Here is a 16,499-nt window from a genome sequence, read left to right on the forward strand (position 1 = left end):
CGTTACGCGAGCTCGGCTTCGATCGTGATGGGAATGCCCGCGAGCGCTTTCGAGATCGGGCAGTTCGCCTTCGCGTCGTCGGCGAACGCCTCGAACTCGGCCTCGGTGATCCCCGGAACCCGCGCGCTGACGAGCAGGTGGCTGCCGAGCACGCCCCTGCCCGCCTCGAAGGTGACGGCGGCGGTGGTCTGGATGCTCTCGGGCGCATGGCCGGCGCTCGTGAGGATGTTCGCGAGCGCCATCGAGAAGCACGCGGAGTGCGCGGCGCCGAGCAGTTCCTCGGGGTTCGTCGTGCCCGCCTCGCCCACGGACCGGGCCTTCCAGTTCACGGGGAACTCCGCCACCTTCGACGAGTCGAGGCGCGTCGTGCCCGAACCTTCCTTCAGCGTGCCCGTCCAGAGGGTGGTCGATTCACTCGTGACTGCCAATTGAGTCCTCCTCGTCGCGGCCGGAGTTCCACCCTACCCAGCGGATGCCGCCTGCGGCAGGTCTCTCCCCAGCGACGCTCAGGCGGTGCGGATGACGCGGGCGCGCACGAGCAGCAGGTAGATCTGGCAGCCGAGGCAGTAGCCGAACGCCGCATTGAGGAACGCCGCCACGAACGCGAGCGCCGCAGCGATCGGCACGGCGGCGGCGACGCCGAACACCCCGAGCACGACGCCCACGACGGTCACGACGAACCCGACGGCCTGCGCGAAGGTCGGCGGACGCGGATCCTCGAGCTCGGCCGGCGGCGCGAGCCGCGGGCGCACGACGCGGCGGAAGACGACCCCGAACGGATTGCGCGCGACGCCCGCGAGGGCGCTCCAGGCGAAGACCGCGCAGATCCCCGCGAGCAGCCACCAGGCCGCCGCGTCTGCGCCCGCGAACCCGAGGGCCGCGGTGACGAGCAGGAGCGTCGCGGTGACGCCCGCGGCGAAGCGCGGGCCGCGCGGGTCGATGCCCGCGGGGCGCGTCGTCGCGGCATCCGCTGCCGACGGTGCGGTGGAATCAGGAAGCGACACGGGTCCTCCGGGTGATCGAGTCGAGGAGTTCGCGCACCTCGCGGGTTCGGGGCGCGCCGCCGATGCGGGCCGTCTGCTCGCCGCGCGCGTCGAGCACGAGCGTCGTGGGGGTCTGCGTCACGTGGAAGCGATCGGCCAGCGCGGCGTCGCGGGTGAGGTCGATCTCGACGTGGCGCACGCCCTCGTAGTCGCCGGCGATCGCCGTGAGCTCCCGCGCGGTCGCGGGGCAGCGGCTGCAGAACTCGGTCGAGAACTGCACGAGCGTCACGCGGTCGCCGAGCGCCGCGGGATCGAGGCCGAGGGCGGTCACGGTGGAGGCGGTGCCCGCGGCATCCGCGGCACCCGCGACGGGGGGCGCCGAACGCCGCACGTGGCCCTGGCGCGCACGCCAGGCGAGGCCCGCGACGGTCGCGAGCACCGGCAGTGCGACGAGCGCGACGAGGCCGGCGAGGGGGTCCATGCGGGCGATGCTAGTCCGGCCCGTCGGCCCGCTGCCGGTCTGTGACGCACGGTGACGCGGCCCCAGCCCCGGCCGCGCGAGCCGCCCCAGGCGCGCCCGCCGCTTCGGGCGCGCCGCCGCCGCGCGGGGTTAGCATCGACACCGTGGCCGCCACGATCCCCACCCCGTACGAAGACCTCCTCCGCGACGTGCTCGAGCACGGCACGCGCAAGTCCGACCGCACCGGCACCGGAACCCGCAGCGTGTTCGGCCGGCAGATCCGGTTCGACCTCGCCGAGGGCTTCCCGCTCATCACGACCAAGCGGGTGCACTTCAAGTCGATCGCCTACGAGCTGCTCTGGTTCCTGCGCGGCGACTCGAACGTGCGCTGGCTGCAGGAGCACGGCGTGACCATCTGGGACGAGTGGGCGGATGCCGCGGGCGAGCTCGGTCCCGTCTACGGCGTGCAGTGGCGCTCCTGGCCCACCCCCTCGGGCGAGCAGATCGACCAGATCCAGCAGGTCATCGAGCAGATCCGCACGAACCCCGACTCGCGGCGGCTCATCGTCTCGGCGTGGAACCCGGCGGACATCCCCGACATGGCGCTCGCGCCGTGCCATGCGCTCTTCCAGTTCTACGTGGCCGACGGCAGGCTGTCGTGCCAGCTCTACCAGCGCAGCGCCGACCTCTTCCTCGGGGTGCCGTTCAACATCGCCTCCTACGCGCTGCTCACGCACCTCGTTGCCGCGCAGACCGGCCTCGAGGTGGGCGACTTCGTCTGGACGGGCGGCGACTGCCACATCTACGACAACCACGTCGAGCAGGTCACCGAGCAGCTGAGCCGCGATCCGTTCCCGTACCCCGTGCTCCGCATCGGCCGCGTGCCCGAGTCCATCGACGGCTACGAGTACGACGACCTCGAAGTCGTCGGCTACGAGCACCACCCGGCCATCCGGGCCGCGGTCGCCGTATGAGCGGCGCCGACGGCCTGCCCGTCATCGGGCTCATCTGGGCCGAGGCCCACGGCGGGGTCATCGGCGCCGGCGGCGGCATGCCCTGGCATGTTCCGGAGGACCTCGCGCACTTCACGCGCACGACGATGGGGGCGCCCGTCGTCATGGGCCGCAAGACGTGGGAGTCGCTCCCCGAGCGGTTCCGCCCGCTGCCCGGCCGGGCGAACATCGTCGTGACCCGTCAGGCCGACTGGCACGGCGAGGGCGCCGTCGCGGCGGGCTCCGTCGAGGAGGCGCTCGCGCTCGCGGCATCCGACGCCGACGACGGCGTGCACGACGAGTTCGGCGACCTGCTCGAGGGACGCCCGACCGACGCCTGCATCTGGGTCATCGGCGGCGCCGAGCTCTTCGGGCGCACGATCGGCCTCGCCGAGCGCCTCGTCGTGACCGAGCTCGACCTCGACGTCGAGGGTGACACGCGGGCCCCCGACCGCGGCCCCGAGTGGCGGGTCGAGCGCACGGACCCCGAGACGGGATGGCACACGTCGCGCAGCGGCATCCGGTACCGCTTCGTCACCCTCACGCGCTGACTCCGGCCGTACCGCGGGCACGCGACCCCCGCCGGAGCCGATACCCTGTAACCCGTGACTGCAGAGAACCCCTTCGGACAGGTGCTCGTCGCGCTCGTCACGCCGATGACGGCGGACGGCGAAGTCGACTGGGCCGGGGTCGAGAAGCACATCGACGACGTCATCACCGCCGGCGCCGACGGCATCGTCGTCACCGGCACGACCGGCGAGACCTCGACGCTCACCGACCCCGAGAAGATCCGTCTCGTCGAGGTCGGGAAGGACGTCGCGGCGGGCCGCGCCAAGATCATCACGGGCGGCGGCTCGAACGAGACCGCGCACGCCATCGAGCTCTACAAGCACAGCGAGCAGGCGGGCGCCGACGGCATCATGATCGTCACGCCGTACTACAACAAGCCCACCCAGGCGGGCATCCTCACGCACTTCCGGATGGTGGCCGACGCCACCGACCTGCCGGTCATCCTCTACGACATCCCCGGGCGCACCGGCGTGCCGATCAAGTACGAGACGATCATCCGCCTCGCCAAGCACCCCAACATCCTCGCCGTGAAGGACGCCAAGGGCGACTTCAGCGAGGTCAGCCGGGTGCTCAACCAGACCGACCTCATGTACTTCTCCGGCGACGACGCGAACGTGCTCCCGCACCTCTCGATCGGCGCCACGGGACTCATCGGCGTCACGGCGAACATCGCGCCGGCGCCCTACCGCACCATCATCGACGCCGTGAACCGCGGCGACCTGACGGCCGCGACCGCGGCGCACCGACAGCTCGAGCCGCTCGTGCGCGCCGTCATGACCCACGTGCCCGGCACCGTCGCGGCGAAGTACATCCTGCACGGCCTCGGCCGCATCTCGAGCCCGCGCGTGCGCCTGCCGCTCGTCGGGCCCGAGGAGTGGGAGGCCGCGCTCATCGAGGACGAGATCGACCTCGTGCAGGGCATCCCCGGCGTCGACTTCCACAACTTCCGCCCCGACCGCAACGCCGCCGCCGGCGGTGCGCTGCCCAAGGTGGCCGGCACCACACGCTGATCGCGAGCCGGGGCATCCGCCCATCCGGCCGCACCGAACTGAACACCGCAACGTAAGGGGGGCACATGCCCGACACCGACAACGACAACGACAGCAACGTCATCGCACCCGCGCCGCTCGCGCGGGGCACCCTGCGCATCATCCCCATCGGCGGCCTGGGCGAGATCGGCCGCAACATGACGAGCTACGAGATCGACGGCAAGATCCTCATCGTCGACTGCGGCGTGCTCTTCCCCGAGGAGCACCAGCCGGGCGTCGACCTGATCCTGCCCGACTTCGGGTTCCTGCGCGACCGCCTCGACGACATCGTCGGCGTCGTGCTCACGCACGGGCACGAGGATCACATCGGCTCGGTTCCGTACCTCCTCAAGCTCCGCGCCGACATCCCCCTCATCGGCTCGCAGCTCACGCTCGCCCTCGTCGAGGCGAAGCTCAAGGAGCACCGCATCAAGCCGTACAGCCTCACGGTGCGCGAGGGGAACCACGAGCAGATCGGGCCGTTCCGGCTCGAGTTCGTCGCCGTCAACCACTCGATCCCCGACGCGCTCGCGGTCGCGATCAAGACCTCGGCGGGCACCGTGCTCGCCACCGGCGACTTCAAGATGGACCAGCTGCCGCTCGACGGCCGCCTCACCGACCTGCGCGAGTTCGCCCGCCTCGGCGAAGAGGGCGTCGACCTGTTCATGGTCGACTCCACGAACGCGGACGTCCCCGGCTTCACGCCGCTCGAGCGCTCGATCGGCCCCGTGCTCGACGAGATCATGGCGCGCGCGCCGCGCCGGGTGATCGTCGCGAGCTTCTCGAGCCACGTGCACCGCGTGCAGCAGGTGCTCGACGCCGCCTGGGAGAACCATCGCCGTGTCGCGCTCCTCGGGCGCAGCATGGTGCGCAACATGACGATCGCCGCCGACCTCGGCTACCTCAAGGTGCCCGAGGGCGTGCTCGTCGACTACAAGAAGGCCGGCGACATCCCCGACGACGAGATCGTCTACATGTCCACGGGATCGCAGGGCGAGCCGATGGCGGTGCTCTCGCGCATGGCCAACCGCGACCACCAGATCGAGGTCGGCGAGGGCGACACCGTCATCCTCGCGTCGAGCCTCATCCCCGGCAACGAGAACGCGGTGTACCGCGTCATCGACGGCCTCACGAAGCTCGGCGCGAACGTCGTGCACAAGGCCAACGCGAAGGTGCACGTCTCGGGCCACGCCGCCGCGGGCGAGCTGCTCTACTGCTACAACATCCTCAAGCCGAAGAACGTGCTGCCGATCCACGGCGAGTACCGGCACCTGTTCGCGAACGCCAAGCTGGCGCGCGACACGGGCATCCCCGAGCGCAACACCTTCATCGGCGAGAACGGCTCGGTCTACGACCTGCGCGACGGCGTCGTCACGGTCGCGGGGCAGCTCGACCTCGGCTTCGTCTACGTCGACGGCTCCACCGTGGGCGAGATCACCGACGCCGACCTCAAGGATCGCCGGATCCTCGGCGAGGAGGGCTTCATCTCGGTCATCGTCGTGGTCGACGCCACGACGGGCCGCGTCATCTCGGGCCCCGAGATCCACGCGCGCGGCTTCGCCGAGGACGACTCGGTGTTCGAGGACGTCAAGCCGAAGATCATCGCGGCGCTCGCCGACGCCGCCCACAACGGGGTGCGCGACCCGCGCGCCCTCTCGCAGATCGTGCGCCGCACCCTCGGCGGCTGGGTGAACCGCCGGCTCCGCCGCCGGCCGATGCTCGTGCCGCTCGTCATCGAGGCGTAGCGGCCGCGGCGTCGCTCGGCGCGTGAACGGCTCGTGAAACGGATGCCGCGGTGCCGGCCGACGGCCGGGCGGCATCCGTTTCGCGAAACGCGGCCGTAACGCGGCACGCGTACGCTCCGCGCATGGCGGACTTCACGATCAGGCCCGCGCTTCCGGCCGATGGAGCCTTCCTCGCCGACATGGTCGTCGAGGCGGCCAACTGGCGCGCGGGCGCCACGCGCCCCCGCCCCGCCGTGCTCACCGACCCGGTGCACTCGGCGTACATCTCCGGCTGGCAGCGGCCCGCCGATCGCGGCGTCGTCGCGATCGGCCACGACGGCACGCCCGTCGGCGCCGCGTGGTACCGCCTCTTCGGCGCCGATCGTCCGGCCTACGGCTTCGTCGCGACGGGGGTGCCCGAGCTCATCATCGGCGTGAAGCCCATGTGGCGCGCGCAGGGCGTGGGCCGCGCGCTGCTGCGCGAGTTGACGGCCGCCGCGCGTGCGGAGGGATTCGCCCGCCTCGCACTGAGCGTCGAACACGGCAACTTCGCGCTCGAGCTCTATCGCTCGGAGGGGTTCGGCGTCGTCGCGTCGACCCCGACGCGCGACACGATGGTGCGCGCCCTGCGCTGACCCGGGCGGCTGCGTCCGGCGTTGCGAGCCGCGCTCCGGCCCGCACGGCCGAATCGACACGCCGGGGGAGTGGCCCGACACTCGATGCGCCTCCGGCCCCGAGTCGGCGGTCGGCCCTAACGTGGAGGGCATGGCTACGAGCACCAGGTCGAACGGTCGTGCCTCGGGCACCACCGCCCGCGGCTCGTCCTCGCGCACCGCCCCCACGAAGAAGCTCCCCGCATCGAGCCCCCCGTCGCGGGCGCGCACCACGAAGGCGTCGACGCAGCCGGCCGGCCCGAACCTCCTCGTGCGCGCGTGGATGGGCCTCGCTCACCTCACCGGCGCCGCCGCGCGTGCACTGGGCCCCGAGACGCTGCAGAAGGAGGAGCGTCGCGACGGCCTGCCGTTCTTCATCGTCCTGCTGGCGATCGCGGGCGCCGTCGTCGAGTGGTTCCTCATCAACGACCCCGTCGCGCAGGTGCTCGACTCGTGGACCTTCGGGGGGCTGTTCGGCCGCGTCGCGTTCGCCCTGCCCGTGATCATGCTCATGTTCGCGATCTGGCTGTTCCGGCACCCCAGCTCGGTGCACGACAACACCCGCATCGGCATCGGGCTCGGGATGCTGCTGCTCACGGTCTCGGCGCTCTGCCACCTGTTCGGCGGGCAGCCTGCCCCGAGCGAGGGCATGGCCGTGCTGGCGCGTGCCGGCGGCATACTCGGCTGGATGCTCGCGGAGCCGCTCATCCTGCTCGCGACCGACGTGGGCGCGGCCGTCGTCCTCTTCGTGCTCCTCCTGCTGTCGCTCCTGATCCTCACGAAGACGCCGCCGAACCGCATCCCGCGGCGCTTCCGCGAGCTCTACGTCTGGCTGTTCGGTGCGCCCGAGGAGCCCGAGGCGGCCACCGAGGCGGCCGGGAAGCCGTCGCGTCGCCGCAAGGGCGAGCAGCCCGAGCTCGACGGCATCGACGGTGCGTCGGGCGACGAGCCGGCGGGGGGAATGCTGCCGTGGTGGCGGCGCAACTCCTCGAACCGCGAGGAGGACCCGGCGTTCGAAGCCGCAGGCGTCGAGGGGCTGACCGAGGTGTTCGGCGCGGGCTCGGCGGCCGGGGCCTTCGAGACGCCGCTCGACGGCGTGGCGGGCCCCGACGCGTACGGCACCGAGGTGCTCGGCGACCTCGAGCGCGCCGAGTCGGCGCTGCAGCACTTCACGGGCGACGTGCCGCGCGGCGGCACCGGGCTGCGCGGCGACGACCCCGGCGCGGGCGCCGCGGTCACGATCTTCGACGAGCCCGTCGACGTGCCGGTCGACCCCGTGGGCACGGCGAGCCTCGGCGCGGGCGGCGGCCACGAGGCATCCGCCCCCGACCGTCCGTACCACCTGCCGGCCGCGTCGACGCTCGCCGCGGGCGCGCCCGCGAAGACGCGCTCGCAGGCCAACGACGACGTCGTGCGCCAGATCACCGGCGTGTTCGAGCAGTTCGGCGTCGACGCGAAGGTCACCGGCTTCTCGCGGGGCCCCACGGTCACGCAGTACGAGATCGAGCTCGGCTCCGGCGTGAAGGTCGAGCGGGTCACCGCCCTCTCGAAGAACCTCGCGTACGCGGTCGCGTCGAACGAGGTGCGCATCCTCTCGCCGATCCCCGGCAAGAGCGCGATCGGCGTCGAGATCCCCAACGCCGACCGCGAGATCGTCACCCTCGGCGACGTGCTGCGCTCGGGCGCGGCGGCGAACGCGAAGCACCCCATGACGATCGGCGTCGGAAAGGACGTCGGCGGCGGCTACGTGGTCGCGAACCTCGCCAAGATGCCGCACCTCCTGGTGGCCGGCTCCACCGGCTCGGGCAAGTCGAGCTTCGTGAACTCGATGATCACGTCGCTGCTCATGCGGGCCCGGCCCGCCGACGTGCGCATGGTGCTCATCGACCCGAAGCGCGTCGAGCTCGCGCCGTACGCCGGCGTGCCGCACCTCATCACGCCCATCATCACGAATCCGAAGAAGGCCGCCGAGGCGCTCTCCTGGGTCGTGAAGGAGATGGACATGCGGTACGACGACCTGGCGTCGTTCGGGTTCCGTCACATCGACGACTTCAACAAGGCCGTCGTGAACGAGGAGATCGTGCTGCCGGCGGGCTCGGAGCGCACGCTCAAGCCGTACCCGTACCTGCTCGTGGTCGTCGACGAGCTCGCCGACCTCATGATGGTCGCCCCGCGCGACGTCGAGGACTCGATCGTGCGCATCACCCAGCTCGCGCGCGCCTCGGGCATCCACCTCGTGCTCGCCACGCAGCGGCCGTCGGTCGACGTCGTCACGGGCCTCATCAAGGCCAACGTGCCGTCACGGCTCGCGTTCGCGGTCACGAGCGTCACCGACTCGCGCGTCATCCTCGACCAGCCGGGCGCCGACAAGCTCATCGGGCAGGGCGACGCGCTCTTCCTCCCCATGGGCGCGTCGAAGCCCATCCGCGTGCAGGGCGCGTGGGTGAGCGAGGCCGAGATCGAGAAGGTCGTCAAGCACGTCACGAGGCAGGCGAGGCCCGAGTACCGCAACGATGTCGCCGCCGCGGTGGAGCGCAAGGAGATCGATTCGGACATCGGCGACGACCTCGAACTGCTGCTCGCGGCGGCCGAGCTCGTCGTCTCGACCCAGTTCGGCTCCACGTCGATGTTGCAGCGCAAACTGCGCGTGGGGTTCGCGAAGGCCGGTCGCCTCATGGACCTGCTCGAGTCGCGCGAGATCGTCGGCCCCTCCGAGGGGTCCAAGGCGCGCGACGTGCTCGTCACTGCCGAGCAGTTGGCGGGCGTGCTCGCGAAGCTCCGCGGCGAAGACGGTGCGCCGGTCGCGGCTCCGGCGGCCGCAGCTCCGCGCACCGCGGCCGAGCCCGCTCACGAGCCGGTCGACGATCGCTACGACGACCCCGTCGGTCGCATCCCCGAGGGCCTCGAGGAGGTCGAGGGCGGCAGCGACGACGAGGACGCCTGGGGCCTCACCGGCCGCGACTGATGCCGTCGCCGAGGTGCCCGCTCGGGCGCTGCGAGCACTGCCGAACACAGGCCGATGGGCCCATCTCGCGGAGCCGGTCGGACGTTAGGCTTTCGACATGACCTCCTCCGCCGGCAGCCCGACGAGATCGGCGAACTGGAACCTCCCGAACGCCATCACGATCGTGCGCATCCTCATGGCGCCCCTCGTGTTCTGGCTCCTCCTCGCCGACGCCGGCGCCGACGGCCCGATGCGATGGTGGGCCGCCGTGCTCTTCATCATCGCGATCTCGACCGACTGGGTCGACGGGTGGATGGCGCGTTCCCGGGGCCTCGTCACCGACCTCGGCAAGATCCTCGACCCCATCGCCGACAAGCTGCTCACGAGCGGCGCCCTCGTCTGCCTCTCGATCCTCGGCGAGCTGTGGTGGTGGGTCACGATCGTCATCGTCGTGCGCGAGGTGGGCATCACGATCTGGCGGTTCGTCGAGCTCGGACGCGGCAACGTCGTGCCCGCGTCATCCGGCGGCAAGGCCAAGACCATGGCGCAGTCGATCGCGATCTCGCTCGCGCTCCTGCCGCTCTGGACGCTCGTGGGCGACTGGATCTTCTGGCTCAACTGGATCGCCATGGGCGTCGCGCTCGTGCTCACGGTGTGGTCGGGCCTGCTCTACGTCCGGGACGCCCGGCGGTTGTACCGCGAACGCCACAGCGGCGGCGCGGCGGCAGCATGACGGTTGCCGGCGGGCTCGCAGCCGGTTCCGATGAGCGGATGCCGCAGCCGGTGCCGGGCACGCCCGATCCCGCCGCGCGCCTCATCGGCGAGCTGACCCGCCGCGGCCTGCGCATCGCGGTCGCCGAGTCGCTCACGGGCGGTCTCGTCGTCGCGGAGCTCACCCGGATCCCCGGGGCCTCGGTCGTCGTGAACGGCGGCGTCGTGGCGTACGACACCGCGGTGAAGCGGTCGGTCCTCGGCGTGGCCGCCGAGCTGCTCGCAGACGAGGGGCCCGTGCATCCCGAGGTGGCGCGCCAGATGGCCGACCATGTGCGGCGAGTGCTCGCGGTCGCCGGCCGCCCCGCCGACATCGGCGTGGCCACCACGGGGGTCGCGGGTCCCGCCGAGCAGGACGGCAAGCCGGCCGGCACCGTCTACGTCGGCGTCGCGATCGGCGACGAGGTCGAGGCCATCGCGCTCGACCTCGCGGGCGATCGCGGCGAGATCCGCCGCGAGACGGTGCGGCGCGCGATCGACGCGGTGCTTTCACGGCTCGACGCGGGCTGAACCCGGCGCGACGAGGCTGCGTCGCTCAGCGCTGCCGCGACGGCATCCGGTACCGATGCTCGGGTCGACCGGCCGAGCCGTATCGAGGGGCGACCTCGGCGGCTCCCGTCGCGACGAGGTGCTCGAGGTACCGGCGGGCGCTCACCCGCGACATCCCGAGCGTCTCGGCGAGCTCGGCGGCCGAGACATCCGTCGTGCACGCCGCGAGCCCCTCGGCGACCCGGGCGAGGCTCACGGTCGAGAGGCCCTTGGGCAGCGTCGCCCGCCGTGGCGAGGCCGCTCCGAGGAACTGGTCGACGGCGCGCTGGTCGAGCGTCGCCCTGGGGGTCGCCCGGTCGGCGGCGATACCGCGGCGCACCTCCTCGAGCCGCTCGCCGAGGCTCGCGCCCGAGAAGGGCTTCACGAGGTAGTGGCGCACGCCGAGGAGGCGGGCCCGTCGCACGGTGTCGAGGTCGCGCGCGGCCGTGACGGCGATCACCTCGAGGTCGTCACCCTCGGCTCGCAGCCGCCGCAGCACGTCGAGTCCACCGAGGTCGGGCAGGTACACGTCGAGCAGCACGAGTTGCGGCCGATGCAACGAGATCGCCGCGAGCGCATCGGCGCCGGTGTGCGCCTCGGCGACGACGACGAATCCCGGCTGCGCGTCGACGAAGGCGCGGTTGACGTGGGCGACCGCGAAGTCGTCGTCGACGATCACGACACGGATGTCGCTCATCGCGGCACCTGGGTCGTCACGGCGCCCGGCGTGCTCGCCGTGCCTGCGGAGTACGCGGCGCGCGAGGCGCGTGCAGCCGTCGAGGTGGGGGCGTCCGCCGCCCAGGGCAGCCGCACGGTGAACCGCGCACCGCCGGCGGGGGACTCGCCGACGGAGACGGATCCGCCGAGCCGCGCGGCGACACGCTGCACGATCGTGAGCCCGATGCCGCGCCGGGCCTTGCCCGGGGTCGCGGCCTTGCCGGTGACGTCGGGCTCGAAGATCGCCTGCCGCTGCGCGGCGGGCACGCCGGGGCCGTCGTCGTCGACGCGCACGAGGACGACGCCCGGTTCGAGGTCGTCACGCAGCGACAGCGCGATGCGGCCGCCGAGCACGCACGCCTCGATCGCGTTGTCGAGGAGGTTGCCCACGACCGTGAGCAGGTCGGTGCGCGGGGCGTCGCCGGCGGCGGCGTCGAGGTGCGACGCGGGGTCGAGCTCGAGGGCGATGCCGAGCTCCTGCGCCCGCGAGCGCTTCGCGAGCACGAGGGCGGCCGTCTCGACGTCGGCGATGCCGTCGTGCTCGTCGAGCGGCGAGAGCGCGCCACCGCTGCCGACCCGCTCGATGAACGCGATCGCGGCGTCGACATGGCCGAGCTCGAGCAGTCCGCTGACCACGTGCAGCTTGTTGGAGAACTCGTGCGACTGCGCGCGCAACCCCTCGGCGAGTCCCTGCGCGCCCTCGAGCTCGCGGAGCATCGTCTCGAGCTCGGTGCGGTCGCGCAGGATCGCGATCGAGCCGACCTCTCGCCCGTCGACCCGCACGCGGTCGCCGTGCACGAGCAGCACCCGCTCGCCCGAGAGCACGGGCGTCTCGCGGTCCTCGCCCGACGCGATGAAGCGGGCGAGCTCGCGATCGAGCACGTCCTCGACCCGCGCGCCGAGCACCGCCGCGGGGTCCGGCACGTCGAGCAGGCGCGCCGCCGCATCGTTCATGAGCACGATCCTGCCGTTGTCGTCGACCGCTACGAGGCCCTCGCGGATGCCGTGCAGCATCGCCTCGCGGGTCTCCAGCATCGCGCGGATCTCGTCGGGCTCGAGCCCGTAGATGCGGCGGCGGATGAGGCGCCCGATCCACGCCGAGCCGAGCACGCCGATCACGGCCGCGACCACGAGCGCGACGAGCAGTCCCGAGAGGCCGCCCAGGAAGTCGGCCCGCAGCTCCGATTCGAGGATGCCGACCGACACCTGGCCCATCACGTTCCCGTCGTCGTCGAAGATCGGCACCTTCACGCGCCAGGACTCGCCGAGCGTTCCCGTCTGCGTGCCGACGTAGATCTCGCCCGAGAGCGGGATCGCCGGGTCGGTCGACACCTTCTCGCCGATGCGGTCGGGGTTCGGGTGCGAGTAGCGGATCCCCTCCTCGTTCGCGACGACGACGTACGTCACGTCGGAGGCGCGCCGGATCACCTCCGCGACGGGCTGGATCGTCGCCGCCGGGTCGGGGTCGTCGAACGCGTCGGTGATCGCGGGGAGTCCGGCGACCGACTGGGCGACCGCGATCATGCGGTCCTGGTAGGCCTCGCGCAGCTGGTGCTCCTGCAGCAGCATCGCCGTGACGCCCGTGCCGACCACGGTCGTGAGCACGATGGCGACCTGCAGCAGCAGCAGCTGCATGCCCAGCGTCATCGACCGGCCCATCCGTCCAGTGTGCCGCACCGACGCCGGTGCGCCGCATCCGGAGCCATGACCAATACGACCGAATCGACCGTTACGACCAGTACGACCGTTACGACCGCAGCATTCCCGGCGCGCAGGCGCGCCCCTAGCGTCATCCGCACATCGATCGTCAGCCCGGGAACGGTCCCGGGCACTCAAGGAGGAGCTTTGCGATCTCACAGCGAGCCGCGCACGTCGGCCGGAACCCTCACCCCGCGCAAGCGGGCGACCCGCGGCGGGCTGGCCGCGGTCGGCGTCGTCACGATGCTGGGCCTCGCGGCCTGCACCGCGGCGGATGCCTCCACAGGCGACGCGGATGCCGCGCCGGCATCCCTCGACGCCGTCAACCTCATCGCCCCCGCCGACCCGGGCGGCGGTTGGGACCAGACCGCGCGCGCGCTCTCCCAGGTGCTGACCGAGGAGGACCTCGTCGGCTCGGCCCCCGTCGAGAACATCGGCGGCGCCGGTGGCACCGTCGGGCTCGCGGCACTCGCGAACGAGAAGGATCCCGCGACGCTCATGGTCACGGGCCTCGTCATGGTGGGCGCGGTCGAGACGAACGCCTCCCAGGTGCGCATCGAGGACACGACCCCCATCGCGAAGCTCACCGAGGAGGCGCTCGTGCTCGTCGTGCCGGCGTCGTCGCCGTACAAGACGACCGAGGACCTCGTCGACGCGATCGTCGACCAGGGCGCCGCGATCTCGGTGACCGGCGGCTCGGCGGGCGGCGCCGACCACATCCTCGCCGGCATGCTGCTCACCGAGGCGGGCGTCGACCCCGCCGACATCCCGTCGACGCTCAACTACATCCCCAACTCGGGCGGCGGCGAGGCCGTGACCATGCTGCTCGGCAACACCGTGCAGGCGGGCATCTCGGGCGTCGGCGAGTTCGTCGAGCAGATCGAGGCGGGCGAGCTCCGCGCGCTCGCGGTGTCCTCGCCCGAGCCCGTCGCGCTGCTCCCCGACACCCCGACCCTCATCGACGAGGGGTACGACGTTCAGCTCACGAACTGGCGCGGGCTCCTCGCGCCCGGCGACCTCGACGACGCCGACGTCGCCGCGCTGCAGGAACTCGTGACCCAGGTGCACGACTCCGACGCGTGGGCGGCCACGCTCGAGGAGAAGGGGTGGGCCGACGCGTTCCTCGTCGGCGACGAGTTCCAGTCGTTCCTCGACGGCAACATCACCGAGGTGACGCAGACGCTCCAGACGATCGGCCTGGTCGCACCGTGACCGAGTCGGCACCGGCTCCCCTCGACGCTGCGGCGTCGGGGGGAGCCCCCTCGGCGTCCCGGGCGCGTCGGCCGCTCGGGGAACTCGCGTTCGCCGTCGTGTGCGCCGCCCTCGGCGCCTACGCGATCATCGGCGCCGGCTTCATCCGGGTGCCGCCGGGCTCGGCGAGCGTGCTCGGGCCGCGCGTCTTCCCGTACGCCGTCGGAGTGCTGCTCGTCGCGGCATCCGTCGCCGTGATCGTGCAGGTGCTGCGCGGACACAGCGGCACGCCCGACGACGGCGAGGACGTCGACCCCGACGCCCCCACCGACTGGCTCACCGTCGCCAAGCTCATCGCGTGCTTCGTCTCCCAGCTGTTCCTCATCGAGTGGGCGGGCTGGCCGTTCGCGGTCACCGTGCTCTTCGGCGGGGCCGCGTGGGCGCTCGGCGCGAAGCGCTGGTGGACCGCCCTCGCGATCGGGTTCGGCCTCGGACTCGTCACGCAACTCGTCTTCGGCGCCTGGCTCGGGCTCTCGCTGCCCGCCGGCCCGCTCCTCGACTGGATCCCGATCTTCCATGGATAGCCTCACCGCACTGCTCGAGGGCTTCGCCACCGCGCTGCAGCCCCAGTACCTCCTCTACGCGCTCTTCGGCGTGTTCGTGGGCACCGCCGTCGGCGTGCTGCCCGGCATCGGCCCGGCCATGACGGTCGCACTCCTGCTGCCGCTCACCTACTCGCTCGACCCGACCGGCGCGCTGATCGTGTTCGCCGGCATCTACTACGGGGGCATGTACGGCGGGTCGACGACCTCGATCCTGCTCAACACGCCGGGGGAGTCCGCCTCGATCGTCACCGCCCTCGAGGGCAATCGCATGGCGAAGGCCGGCCGCGGGGCCGCCGCGCTCGCGACGGCGGCGATCGGATCGTTCGTGGCCGGCACCGCGGCGACGATCGCGCTCACCTTCCTCGCGCCCGGCATCGCGAAGCTCGCGGTGCAGCTCGGACCCGCCGACTACTTCGCGCTCATCGTGGTCGCGTTCCTCACGGTGGGCGCCCTGCTCGGATCGAGCGTGTCGCGCGGTCTCGTGTCGCTCGGCCTGGGACTCCTGCTCGGCCTCGTGGGCACCGAGGTGCTCTCGGGCCAGCAGCGCTACACCTTCGGCATCCCGAGCCTCGCCGACGGCATCGACGTCGTGATCATCGCCGTGGGGCTCTTCGCCGTGGGCGAGACGCTCTACGTCGCGTCGCGGCTCCGCCACGGGCCGGTGCGCGTCATCCCGGTGACCGGGGGCTGGCGCACCTGGATGACCCGGGGCGACTGGGCGCGCTCCTGGCGTCCGTGGTTGCGCGGCACCGCGATCGGGTTCCCGATCGGCACCATCCCCGCGGGCGGGGCGGATGTCGCGACCTTCCTCTCCTACGCGACCGAGCGCCGCCTCGCCCGGGGCGGGGCGAAGGCCGAGTTCGGCCGGGGCGCCATCGAGGGCGTCGCCGGGCCGGAGGCGGCGAACAACGCCGCGGCGGCCGGCGTGCTCGTGCCGCTGCTCACCCTCGGCCTGCCGACGACGGCGACGGCGGCGATCATCATCTCGGCATTCCAGTCGTACGGCATCCGTCCGGGGCCCATGCTCTTCGAGAACCAGTCCGGGCTCGTGTGGGCGCTCATCGCGAGCCTCTACATCGGCAACGTCATGCTCCTCGTGCTCAACCTGCCGCTCGTGGGCATGTGGGTGAAGGTGCTGCGGATCCCGCGTCCGTACCTCTACGCGGGCATCCTCGCGTTCGCCGGGCTCGGCGCGTACGCACTGCACTTCAACGTGTTCGACACGCTGACCCTCCTGCTCGTCGGCCTCATCGGATTCCTCATGCGGCGATACGGCTACCCGGTCGCGCCGATGGTCGTGGGCGGCATCCTCGGGCCGATGGCGGAGGAGCAGCTGCGCAAGTCGATGGCGATCAGCCAGGGCGATCTCGCGTACCTCGTGCACAGCCCGTTCGCGATCATCGCCTACTCGACGCTCGCGGTGATCATCGTGCTCGGCATGTGGCTGAAGCGCCGCAAGGCGCGCCTCGAGGCGTCCGCGCCGTCACCGGACGTTGTACCCGAACGGGAGGCGCAGCCTGCGGAATAGTCTGCGTGAACGGCCTGTTACAGGTGGCAGGTTCACAAGAAAAGTCCAGTGATCGACGCTAGAGTCGGTGAACGGGATGAGGCGCTAGACTGACCTCCCCGCACCGG

Annotated in this window: 16 protein-coding genes; 11 read left to right on the top strand and 5 right to left on the bottom strand. The window is 72.1% G+C overall.

What is annotated here, in order from left to right; all coding sequences use genetic code 11:
• Positions 1 to 2 precede the first annotated feature (2 nt).
• The 3 genes from EDM22_RS09950 to EDM22_RS09960 all read right to left on the bottom strand — a co-directional run bounded on the left by EDM22_RS09950 (position 3) and on the right by EDM22_RS09960 (position 1,464).
• Positions 3 to 428 carry an OsmC family peroxiredoxin gene (locus EDM22_RS09950; protein WP_122936900.1) on the bottom strand — a complete coding sequence of 142 codons (426 nt, stop codon included), beginning with the start codon at positions 426 to 428 and terminating at the stop codon, positions 3 to 5.
• Positions 429 to 506: 78 nt separating this feature from the next.
• Positions 507 to 1,004, bottom strand: a complete 498-nt coding sequence (locus EDM22_RS09955) for a DUF4395 family protein (RefSeq protein ID WP_122936901.1) — start codon at positions 1,002 to 1,004, stop codon at positions 507 to 509.
• The gene (locus EDM22_RS09960; RefSeq protein ID WP_122936902.1) at positions 991 to 1,464 is read right to left on the bottom strand and encodes a TlpA family protein disulfide reductase; all 474 of its coding nucleotides are present in this window, start codon (positions 1,462 to 1,464) and stop codon (positions 991 to 993) included. The genes EDM22_RS09955 and EDM22_RS09960 overlap by 14 nt, the downstream gene beginning before the upstream one ends.
• Before the next feature lie 143 nt (positions 1,465 to 1,607).
• Here EDM22_RS09960 and EDM22_RS09965 point away from each other — a divergent pair, with 143 nt between their 5' ends.
• The 8 genes from EDM22_RS09965 (at position 1,608) to EDM22_RS10000 (ending at position 10,635) form a co-directional block, all read left to right on the top strand.
• Entirely contained in the window at positions 1,608 to 2,417 is an 810-nt protein-coding gene (locus EDM22_RS09965) for a thymidylate synthase (protein WP_122936903.1), read from the top strand.
• Positions 2,414 to 2,986: a dihydrofolate reductase gene (locus EDM22_RS09970; protein ID WP_122936904.1), complete on the top strand. Its 573-nt coding sequence runs from the start codon at positions 2,414 to 2,416 to the stop codon at positions 2,984 to 2,986. The genes EDM22_RS09965 and EDM22_RS09970 overlap by 4 nt, the downstream gene beginning before the upstream one ends.
• 54 nt (positions 2,987 to 3,040) lie before the next feature.
• Complete coding sequence (gene dapA / locus EDM22_RS09975; RefSeq protein ID WP_122936905.1) at positions 3,041 to 4,015, top strand: 4-hydroxy-tetrahydrodipicolinate synthase; 975 nt, start codon at positions 3,041 to 3,043, stop codon at positions 4,013 to 4,015.
• A gap of 65 nt (positions 4,016 to 4,080) precedes the next feature.
• Positions 4,081 to 5,778 carry a ribonuclease J gene (locus tag EDM22_RS09980; RefSeq protein WP_122936906.1) on the top strand — a complete coding sequence of 566 codons (1,698 nt, stop codon included), beginning with the start codon at positions 4,081 to 4,083 and terminating at the stop codon, positions 5,776 to 5,778.
• Positions 5,779 to 5,900: 122 nt separating this feature from the next.
• Positions 5,901 to 6,392: a GNAT family N-acetyltransferase gene (locus tag EDM22_RS09985; protein ID WP_122936907.1), complete on the top strand. Its 492-nt coding sequence runs from the start codon at positions 5,901 to 5,903 to the stop codon at positions 6,390 to 6,392.
• Positions 6,393 to 6,522: 130 nt separating this feature from the next.
• Complete coding sequence (locus EDM22_RS09990) at positions 6,523 to 9,375, top strand: FtsK/SpoIIIE family DNA translocase (protein ID WP_122936908.1); 2,853 nt, start codon at positions 6,523 to 6,525, stop codon at positions 9,373 to 9,375.
• Positions 9,376 to 9,472: 97 nt separating this feature from the next.
• Positions 9,473 to 10,087 (top strand): CDP-diacylglycerol--glycerol-3-phosphate 3-phosphatidyltransferase, encoded by a 615-nt coding sequence (gene pgsA / locus EDM22_RS09995; RefSeq protein WP_122936909.1) that lies wholly within the window; start codon positions 9,473 to 9,475, stop codon positions 10,085 to 10,087.
• 38 nt (positions 10,088 to 10,125) lie between these two features.
• Positions 10,126 to 10,635 (top strand): CinA family protein, encoded by a 510-nt coding sequence (locus EDM22_RS10000; RefSeq protein WP_170964081.1) that lies wholly within the window; start codon positions 10,126 to 10,128, stop codon positions 10,633 to 10,635.
• Between the two features lie 25 nt (positions 10,636 to 10,660).
• Here EDM22_RS10000 and EDM22_RS10005 read toward each other — a convergent pair whose 3' ends face one another.
• On the bottom strand, positions 10,661 to 11,350 hold the full coding sequence (locus EDM22_RS10005) for a response regulator (protein WP_122936910.1): 690 nt from the start codon (positions 11,348 to 11,350) through the stop codon (positions 10,661 to 10,663).
• On the bottom strand, positions 11,347 to 13,029 hold the full coding sequence (locus EDM22_RS10010; protein WP_245989306.1) for an ATP-binding protein: 1,683 nt from the start codon (positions 13,027 to 13,029) through the stop codon (positions 11,347 to 11,349). Before EDM22_RS10010 ends, EDM22_RS10005 begins: the two co-directional genes overlap by 4 nt.
• Before the next feature lie 186 nt (positions 13,030 to 13,215).
• Here EDM22_RS10010 and EDM22_RS10015 point away from each other — a divergent pair, with 186 nt between their 5' ends.
• From EDM22_RS10015 to EDM22_RS10025, 3 genes are read left to right on the top strand one after another with little or no spacing between them, the layout of a single operon-like run.
• Positions 13,216 to 14,280 carry a Bug family tripartite tricarboxylate transporter substrate binding protein gene (locus EDM22_RS10015; protein WP_245989307.1) on the top strand — a complete coding sequence of 355 codons (1,065 nt, stop codon included), beginning with the start codon at positions 13,216 to 13,218 and terminating at the stop codon, positions 14,278 to 14,280.
• Complete coding sequence (locus tag EDM22_RS10020; protein WP_122936912.1) at positions 14,277 to 14,843, top strand: tripartite tricarboxylate transporter TctB family protein; 567 nt, start codon at positions 14,277 to 14,279, stop codon at positions 14,841 to 14,843. Before EDM22_RS10015 ends, EDM22_RS10020 begins: the two co-directional genes overlap by 4 nt.
• Positions 14,836 to 16,392, top strand: a complete 1,557-nt coding sequence (locus EDM22_RS10025; RefSeq protein ID WP_122936913.1) for a tripartite tricarboxylate transporter permease — start codon at positions 14,836 to 14,838, stop codon at positions 16,390 to 16,392. The genes EDM22_RS10020 and EDM22_RS10025 overlap by 8 nt, the downstream gene beginning before the upstream one ends.
• The last annotated feature ends 107 nt before the right edge of the window (positions 16,393 to 16,499 follow it).

The organism is Agromyces tardus, from assembly GCF_003710805.1.
Taxonomy (GTDB): domain Bacteria; phylum Actinomycetota; class Actinomycetes; order Actinomycetales; family Microbacteriaceae; genus Agromyces; species Agromyces tardus.

Excerpts from the sequence above, each read along its gene's own strand:
- EDM22_RS09960 (WP_122936902.1), bottom strand. The coding sequence starts at position 1,464 with ATGGACCCCCTCGCCGGCCTCGTCGCGCTCGTCGCACTGCCGGTGCTC.
- EDM22_RS09970 (WP_122936904.1), top strand. The coding sequence starts at position 2,414 with ATGAGCGGCGCCGACGGCCTGCCCGTCATCGGGCTCATCTGGGCCGAG.
- EDM22_RS09980 (WP_122936906.1), top strand. The coding sequence starts at position 4,081 with ATGCCCGACACCGACAACGACAACGACAGCAACGTCATCGCACCCGCG.
- EDM22_RS09985 (WP_122936907.1), top strand. The coding sequence starts at position 5,901 with ATGGCGGACTTCACGATCAGGCCCGCGCTTCCGGCCGATGGAGCCTTC.
- EDM22_RS09990 (WP_122936908.1), top strand. The coding sequence starts at position 6,523 with ATGGCTACGAGCACCAGGTCGAACGGTCGTGCCTCGGGCACCACCGCC.
- pgsA (WP_122936909.1), top strand. The coding sequence starts at position 9,473 with ATGACCTCCTCCGCCGGCAGCCCGACGAGATCGGCGAACTGGAACCTC.
- EDM22_RS10000 (WP_170964081.1), top strand. The coding sequence starts at position 10,126 with ATGCCGCAGCCGGTGCCGGGCACGCCCGATCCCGCCGCGCGCCTCATC.
- EDM22_RS10005 (WP_122936910.1), bottom strand. The coding sequence starts at position 11,350 with ATGAGCGACATCCGTGTCGTGATCGTCGACGACGACTTCGCGGTCGCC.
- EDM22_RS10010 (WP_245989306.1), bottom strand. The coding sequence starts at position 13,029 with ATGGGCCGGTCGATGACGCTGGGCATGCAGCTGCTGCTGCTGCAGGTC.
- EDM22_RS10025 (WP_122936913.1), top strand. The coding sequence starts at position 14,836 with ATGGATAGCCTCACCGCACTGCTCGAGGGCTTCGCCACCGCGCTGCAG.